Raw genomic sequence first — 5403 nt, 5'->3', positions numbered from 1 at the left:
AGGTAGCGTTTTCCGAAGAGCCGGCAACAGCATGCTTTTTCTCGACTCTTTTCCCGTTTCGTGCCAATCCCGCGCCATGACGCTCGACATCAAGATCTGCGGATTGAAGACCGACGCCGCGATGGCCGCCGCGCTTGCCGGCGGCGCCAGCCATGTCGGCTTTATTTTCTTCGCCAAGAGCCCGCGCTATGTCGAGCCCGCCGAGGCCGGACGCCTGCGCGAGGCGGCGCGCGGCAAGGCCAAGGCGGTCGCCGTCACCGTCGATGCCGATGACGCTTTCCTCGACGAGATCGTCGCCAGGATGCAGCCGGACATGCTGCAGCTGCATGGTTCCGAAACGCCCGAGCGGGTGGCGGAGCTCAAGGCCCGCTATGGTCTCCCTGTCATGAAGGCGCTGTCGGTCAGCGAGGCGGCGGATCTGGAGCGGATAAAGCCCTTTGTCGGCGTCGCCGACTGTTTCCTCTTCGACGCCAAGCCGCCGAAGGGATCGCAACTCCCTGGCGGCAACGGCGTCGCCTTCGACTGGCGCGTCCTTGCCGACCTTGACGCCGGGCTCGATTACATGCTTTCCGGTGGGCTCAACGCCGCCAATATCGGCGACGCCCTCAGACAGGCAAATCCGCCCGGAATAGATGTTTCGTCCGGGGTGGAAAGCGCTCCGGGCGTCAAGGATCCGGCGCTGATCGAGCAGTTTTTCCGGGCCGTCAGGGCCGCGCGCGACGACCGCGCCGCCTGAGCACAACCAAAATCAGGAGATCGGCGATGAACAAGCCGGCAATGCCCAATTCCTTCCGCACCGGGCCCGACGAGCAGGGCATGTTCGGCATTTTTGGCGGCCGCTTCGTCGCCGAGACGCTGATGCCGCTGATCCTCGATCTGGAAGAGCAGTGGAACAAGGCCAAGAACGATCCGGAATTCAAGGCCGAGCTGCAGAACCTGTCGACCCATTATGCCGGTCGGCCCTCAAAGCTCTATTTCGCCGAGGGCCTCACAAAACATCTTGGCGGCGCCAAGGTCTATTTCAAGCGCGAGGACCTGAACCACACCGGCTCGCACAAGATCAACAACTGCCTCGGCCAGATCCTGCTCGCCAAGCGCATGGGCAAGAAGCGCATCATCGCCGAGACGGGCGCGGGCCAGCATGGCGTCGCCTCGGCAACCGTCGCGGCGCGCTTCGGCTACCCTTGCGTCGTCTACATGGGCGCCACCGACGTCGCCCGCCAGAGCCCCAATGTCTTCCGCATGAAGCTGCTCGGCGCCGAGGTGCGGCCGGTCACCGCCGGTCACGGCACGCTGAAGGACGCCATGAACGAGGCGCTGCGCGACTGGGTCACCAATGTCGAGGACACCTACTACCTGATCGGCACCGCCGCCGGTCCGCATCCCTATCCGGAGCTGGTGCGCGACTTCCAGTCGGTGATCGGCACGGAAGCCCGCGCCCAGATTCTGGAGCAGGAAGGCCGGCTGCCGGATGTCATCATCGCCGCCGTCGGCGGCGGCTCCAACGCCATCGGCCTCTTCCATCCCTTCCTCGACGACAAGGATGTCCGCATCATCGGCATCGAAGCCGGCGGGCGCGGGCTCGACGGCGTCGAGCACTGCGCCTCGATGAATGCCGGCAAGCCCGGCGTGCTGCACGGGAACCGCACCTATCTGTTGCAGAACGCGGACGGCCAGATCCTCGACGGCCATTCGATCTCGGCCGGCCTCGATTATCCAGGCGTCGGTCCGGAGCATTCCTGGCTGCGTGATTCCGGCCGCGTCCAGTACGAGCCGATCCTCGACGACGAGGCGCTTGAGGCCTTCCAGCTGACCACCCGTGTCGAAGGCATCATCCCGGCGCTGGAATCGGCGCACGCCATCGCCCATGCGATGAAGATCGTGCCGAAGATGGACAAGGACCAGATCGTCATCGTCAACCTGTCCGGCCGCGGCGACAAGGACGTGCACACAGTGGCCAACATGCTGGGCATGGAGATCTGACAATGACCACCCGCATCGACCGCCGTATGGCCAAGCTCAAAGCCGAAGGCCGCCCGGCTCTCGTCACCTACATCATGGGCGGCGACCCCGATTACGAAACCTCGCTGTCGATCATGAAGGGGCTGCCTGCCTCCGGCAGCGATATCATCGAGCTCGGCATGCCCTTCTCCGACCCGATGGCCGACGGGCCGGCCATCCAGGCGGCTGGTCTTCGGGCGCTGAAGGGCGGCCAGACGCTGGCGAAAACGCTGAAAATGGCGTCCGAATTCCGCGCCGGCGACGACGAAACGCCGATCGTGCTGATGGGTTACTACAATCCGATCTACATCTACGGCGTCGACCGCTTCCTCACCGACGCGAAGAGAAGCGGCATCGACGGCCTGATCGTCGTCGACCTGCCGCCGGAAATGGATGAGGAGCTTTGCATTCCGGCGCTGAAGGCCGGCGTCAACTTCATCCGTCTGGCGACGCCGACCACCGACGACAAGCGCCTGCCCAAGGTTCTGGAGAACACCTCCGGCTTCGTCTACTACGTCTCGATGACCGGCATCACCGGCTCCGCCCTTGCCGACACAGCCAAGGTCTCGGCGGCGGTCACGCGCATCAAGGGCCACACCGCGCTGCCGGTCTGCGTCGGCTTCGGCGTCAAGACCGCCGAGCAGGCGCGTGTCATCGGCGCCTCGGCCGACGGCGTCGTCGTCGGCACGGCGATCGTCAACGCGATCGCCAACGTGCTGGGGCCCAAGGGCGAGAAGACGGCCGATCCGGCGGAGGCCGTCGCCACGCTGGTCAGCGGCCTTGCCCAGGGCGTCCGCTCGGCCCGCCTTGCTGCCGCCGAATAGCCTGACTATCTGTTCGCTACGCAATTCGGGCCGGAAATCCGCCACAGACTTTTCCTGAATTGCTCGAAGTCTCTTCCAGGACAGGAGCCGAAGCCATGAACTGGATCACCAATTACGTCCGCCCCAAGATCAATTCGATGCTCGGCCGGCGCACCGATATGCCGGAAAACCTTTGGATCAAGGATCCCGAGACCGGCGAGATGATCTTTCACAAGGATCTCGAATCCAACCAGTTCGTCATCCCGGCTTCCGGCCATCACATGAAGATCTCGGCCAAGGAGCGGCTGAAATACTTCTTCGACGACGGCAAATACGAGGTGCTGGAAAACCCCAAGGTGGTCCAGGACCCGCTGAAGTTCCGCGACGAGAAGCGCTACACCGACCGCCTGAAAGAGGCGAAGACCAAGACCAGCCTCGAGGACGCGATCCTCAACGGCGCCGGCACCATCGACGGGCTGCCGGTTATCGTCACCGTGCAGGACTTCGCCTTCATGGGCGGCTCGCTCGGCATGGCGGCCGGCGAGGCCATCGTGCACGCCTTCGAAGTCGCGCTGCAGCGCAAGCGGCCGCTGATCCTGTTCGCCGCCTCCGGCGGCGCCCGGATGCAGGAGGGCATCCTCTCGCTGATGCAATTGCCGCGCACCACGGTCGGCGTCGACCGGCTGAAGGAAGCCGGCCTGCCCTATATCGTCGTGCTCACCAATCCGACCACCGGCGGCGTCACCGCTTCCTACGCCATGCTGGGCGATGTCCACATCGCCGAGCCGGGCGCGCTGATCGGCTTTGCCGGCCCGCGCGTCATCGAGCAGACCATCCGCGAGAAGCTGCCCGACGGTTTCCAGCGCGCCGAATATCTGATGGAGCACGGCATGGTCGACATGGTCGTGTCGCGCCTCGAGATGCGCCAGACCATCTCCCGGCTGTTGAAGATGCTGCTCAAGATGCCGCCGGCCGACAAGCCGGTCGAGCCGGAGATCCTGCCGCCGGCGGTGGTCAACGCGGAGGCGCGGCCGCAAGCCTGAGGCGAGAGCGGCCCCGACGCGATATAAACCTGCGCGACATCGTTCGCCGCGAACCGCGATTTGCGCCGCCTGTTGCGTGCTGTAGCCTTGATTTGCGCATGGCCGTTCCGAAACCGATTCCCGGTTTCGGGGTTAGGCGTTAGGATTCCGCCATGACAACGCTCTCCGCCGAACGCGAAATCGAACATCTGATGACGCTGCATCCGAAAGGCTTCGACCTTTCGCTGGACCGCGTCACGCGGCTTCTCGAACGCCTCGGCAATCCGCAGGACCGGCTGCCGCCGGTCATCCACATCGCCGGCACCAACGGCAAGGGCTCCTGCGCCGCCTTTTCGCGCGCGCTGCTGGAGGCGGCCGGCCATCTCGTCCACGTCCACACCTCGCCGCATCTGGTGAACTGGCACGAACGCTACCGGCTCGCGGCCGAAGGCGGCGGCAAGCTCGTCGACGACGACGTTTTCGCCGAAGCCATCGCGCGCGTCGCCGAGGCCAATCAAGGCCAGACGATCACTGTCTTCGAGATCCTCACCGCCGTCACCTTCGTCCTGTTTTCGGAGCATCCGGCGGAGGCGGCGATCATCGAGGTCGGCCTTGGCGGCCGTTTCGATGCCACCAATGTCGTCAAGCGGCCGGCCGTTTCGGTGATCATGCCGATCTCGATGGACCACGAAGCCTATCTCGGCGACCGCGTCGAGCTGATCGCCGCCGAAAAGGCGGGCATCATGAAGCGCGGCTGTCCGGTGGTGATCGGCGCCCAGGAGAGCGACACCGCGCTTCAGGTGCTGATCGAGACGGCGGAGCGGCTGGATTGCCCGACCGTGGTCTATGGCCAGGATTTCCTCGCTTTCGAGGAGAACGGCCGCATGGTCTACCAGGACGAGGACGGGTTGATGGACCTGCCGCTGCCCCGCCTGCCCGGGCGGCACCAGTACGCCAATGCCGCGGCGGCGATCGCCGCCGTCAAGGCGGCCGGCTTCGAGATCGGCCATCGCGCCGCCGAGCGGGCGATGACCCATGTCGCCTGGCCCGCACGCATGCAGAAGCTGACCCAGGGCAAATTGGTGGATCTGGCGCCGAAGGGCGCGGAGATCTGGCTGGACGGCGGCCACAATCCCGGCGCCGGCGTTGTCATCGCCGAGGCGTTGGCCGAGCAGGAGGAGAAGAATCCAAGACCGCTGGTCCTCATCTCCGGCATGATCAACACCAAGGACCAGACCGGCTATTTCAGCGCTTTCAAGGGGCTTGCCCGCCATGTCTATACCGTGCCGGTGAGCAGCAGCGACGCCGGCGTGCCGAATGACGAATTGGCGCTGCGTGCCGAAGAGGCCGGCCTGTCGGCGGAGCCGGTCAGCTCCGTCGCCAGCGCGCTGATGCTGTTGCGCGACTCTTGGGACGGCCCTGCGCCGCGCATCCTGATCGGCGGCTCGCTCTATTTCGCCGGCGCCGTGCTGGCCGAGAACGGCACGCCGCCGACCTGAAGCGATCGCTCCGCCAGTCGCTTCAGAAATCCCACGGTGAGATCAGGTCAAGGTTGGCGGAGCCAAAGTCACTCAGAT

Annotated in this window: 5 protein-coding genes; all 5 read left to right on the top strand. The window is 65.2% G+C overall.

What is annotated here, in order from left to right; genetic code table 11:
* Window positions 1–76 precede the first annotated feature (76 nt).
* The 5 genes from EOD07_RS20990 to EOD07_RS20970 all read left to right on the top strand — a co-directional run bounded on the left by EOD07_RS20990 (window position 77) and on the right by EOD07_RS20970 (window position 5325).
* The gene (locus tag EOD07_RS20990; RefSeq protein WP_127236826.1) at window positions 77–736 is read left to right on the top strand and encodes a phosphoribosylanthranilate isomerase; all 660 of its coding nucleotides are present in this window, start codon (window positions 77–79) and stop codon (window positions 734–736) included.
* A gap of 26 nt (window positions 737–762) precedes the next feature.
* Window positions 763–1983 (top strand): tryptophan synthase subunit beta, encoded by a 1221-nt coding sequence (trpB, locus tag EOD07_RS20985; protein ID WP_073984567.1) that lies wholly within the window; start codon window positions 763–765, stop codon window positions 1981–1983.
* Between the two features lie 2 nt (window positions 1984–1985).
* Complete coding sequence (trpA, locus tag EOD07_RS20980) at window positions 1986–2825, top strand: tryptophan synthase subunit alpha (RefSeq protein ID WP_073984569.1); 840 nt, start codon at window positions 1986–1988, stop codon at window positions 2823–2825.
* Between the two features lie 95 nt (window positions 2826–2920).
* Window positions 2921–3847 carry an acetyl-CoA carboxylase, carboxyltransferase subunit beta gene (accD, locus tag EOD07_RS20975; protein WP_127236825.1) on the top strand — a complete coding sequence of 309 codons (927 nt, stop codon included), beginning with the start codon at window positions 2921–2923 and terminating at the stop codon, window positions 3845–3847.
* Window positions 3848–3999: 152 nt separating this feature from the next.
* Window positions 4000–5325, top strand: a complete 1326-nt coding sequence (locus tag EOD07_RS20970) for a folylpolyglutamate synthase/dihydrofolate synthase family protein (RefSeq protein WP_073984571.1) — start codon at window positions 4000–4002, stop codon at window positions 5323–5325.
* Window positions 5326–5403 lie beyond the last annotated feature (78 nt).

The organism is Mesorhizobium sp. M2C.T.Ca.TU.002.02.1.1 (assembly GCF_003997225.1).
Note: the sequence above shows the minus strand (reverse complement) of the source record. Positions and strands in the feature narration are given on the sequence as shown.

What these genes read in the sequence shown, in the direction of transcription:
- EOD07_RS20990 (WP_127236826.1), top strand. Translation starts at nt 77, where the DNA reads ATGACGCTCGACATCAAGATCTGCGGATTGAAGACCGACGCCGCGATG.
- trpB (WP_073984567.1), top strand. Translation starts at nt 763, where the DNA reads ATGAACAAGCCGGCAATGCCCAATTCCTTCCGCACCGGGCCCGACGAG.
- trpA (WP_073984569.1), top strand. Translation starts at nt 1,986, where the DNA reads ATGACCACCCGCATCGACCGCCGTATGGCCAAGCTCAAAGCCGAAGGC.
- accD (WP_127236825.1), top strand. Translation starts at nt 2,921, where the DNA reads ATGAACTGGATCACCAATTACGTCCGCCCCAAGATCAATTCGATGCTC.
- EOD07_RS20970 (WP_073984571.1), top strand. Translation starts at nt 4,000, where the DNA reads ATGACAACGCTCTCCGCCGAACGCGAAATCGAACATCTGATGACGCTG.